Source organism: Streptomyces sp. XM83C (genome assembly GCF_023072675.1).
Classification (GTDB): Bacteria; Actinomycetota; Actinomycetes; order Streptomycetales; family Streptomycetaceae; genus Streptomyces; species Streptomyces thermocoprophilus.
On record NZ_JALLGL010000580.1, the window covers coordinates 1 to 1350 of the forward strand.

Annotated in this window: 1 protein-coding gene; it reads left to right on the forward strand. The window is 69.8% G+C overall.

The annotated features are described in order from the left end of the window. The first annotated feature begins 110 nt into the window (after nucleotides 1-110). Nucleotides 111-1334, forward strand: coding sequence for an ISAs1 family transposase (locus MTQ10_RS30470; RefSeq protein WP_247473980.1), 1224 nt, complete (start codon nucleotides 111-113; stop codon nucleotides 1332-1334). The last annotated feature ends 16 nt before the right edge of the window (nucleotides 1335-1350 follow it).

Consider the following 1350-nt stretch of genomic DNA (forward strand, 5'->3'; position numbering starts at 1 on the left):
CAGGTGTGATGCGTGCTCGGCCCTTGGACAGGAGGCCGGATGAACGTCGACGGGCGCGACCCGTCAAGATCATGTGATTCCACTCGCAAGATCGTGAAGGCCGCGCCCGCATGCCATCCTGCCCGACCCTGACCGCCTCTCGTCAACTCGCCCATCAACTGGGCACCCAAGGTGAGGAGTTGTGCGTACCCGACAAGCTCCCCTCACTCCTGCAGGCGGTCCGCACCGTGCCCGACCCACGCGCCCCGCACCTGGTCACGCACCCGCTTCCGATGCTGCTCGGCCTGGTCGCCTGCGCCCTGCTGTGCGGGGTGCGCTCGGTGCGCGGAGTGATCCGCTGGGCGAACGGCCAGGGCGCCGGCATCCTCGCCGCGCTCGAAGTCCCCGACGCCGACCCCAGCCGGCTTCCGGTGGCCACCACGCTCACGCGGACCCTGGCCCGTGTCGATGCCGACGCACTTGATGCGGCCGTCGGCGCGTTCGTGCAGTCCCATGCGGCCGATCCGCTGGCCGGGATCGCAGGCGAACCACCTGTCCTCCAACTCGCTGCCGACGGCAAGACCGTGCGCGGCGCCCGCGACGCCGACGGCCTGCAACTGCACCTGCTGGGCGTCTACCAGGTCGATCCCGGCGTGATGCTCGCCCAGCGGGAGATGCGTCACAAGCCGCACGAGACCGTGCACTTCACCGCCGCCCTGGACCTGATCGAGGACATCACCGGCGCGATCGTCACCGCCGACGCCCTGCACACCGTCGCCGATCACGCCCGCTACCTGCACCGACGTGGCGCCTTCGGGCTCTTCCCCGTCAAGGAGAACCGCTCGACGCTGTTCGCCCGGCTCGACGCACTCGACTGGGACGAAACCACCAACGAGCACATCACCGTGGTCCGCACCGAGGAGACCAACAGCGGCCGCCACGAGACACGGATCGTACGTGTCCAGCCGCTCGAAGACGGCCATGTCACCTTCCCGCACGCCACCCAGGCCCTGCTCGTCGAGCGGTACACCACCGGACGCGGCGACGGAAAGATCCACGCAGACGCGGAACTCGGCATCACCACCGCCCCCGCCCACACGGCCGACGCGGCCACCCTCGCCCGCTGCGTGCGCGGCCAATGGGCCATCGAAGCCCAGCACTTCGTCAGAGACGTGACCTTCGGCGAGGACACATGCCGGGCCCGCACAGGCAGCCTCCCCCGAACCCTCGCGACCTTCCGCAGCCTGGCGATCAGCCTCGCTCACCTCGCCGGATGGAAGAACAACGCCGCCGCCCACGACCACTACCGCAACCACCCCGCCGACGCCCTACGCGAACTCGGTCTCACCGGATGAGCACGCATCACGCCTG

What these genes read in the sequence shown, in the direction of transcription:
- MTQ10_RS30470 (WP_247473980.1), top strand. Translation starts at nt 111, where the DNA reads ATGCCATCCTGCCCGACCCTGACCGCCTCTCGTCAACTCGCCCATCAA.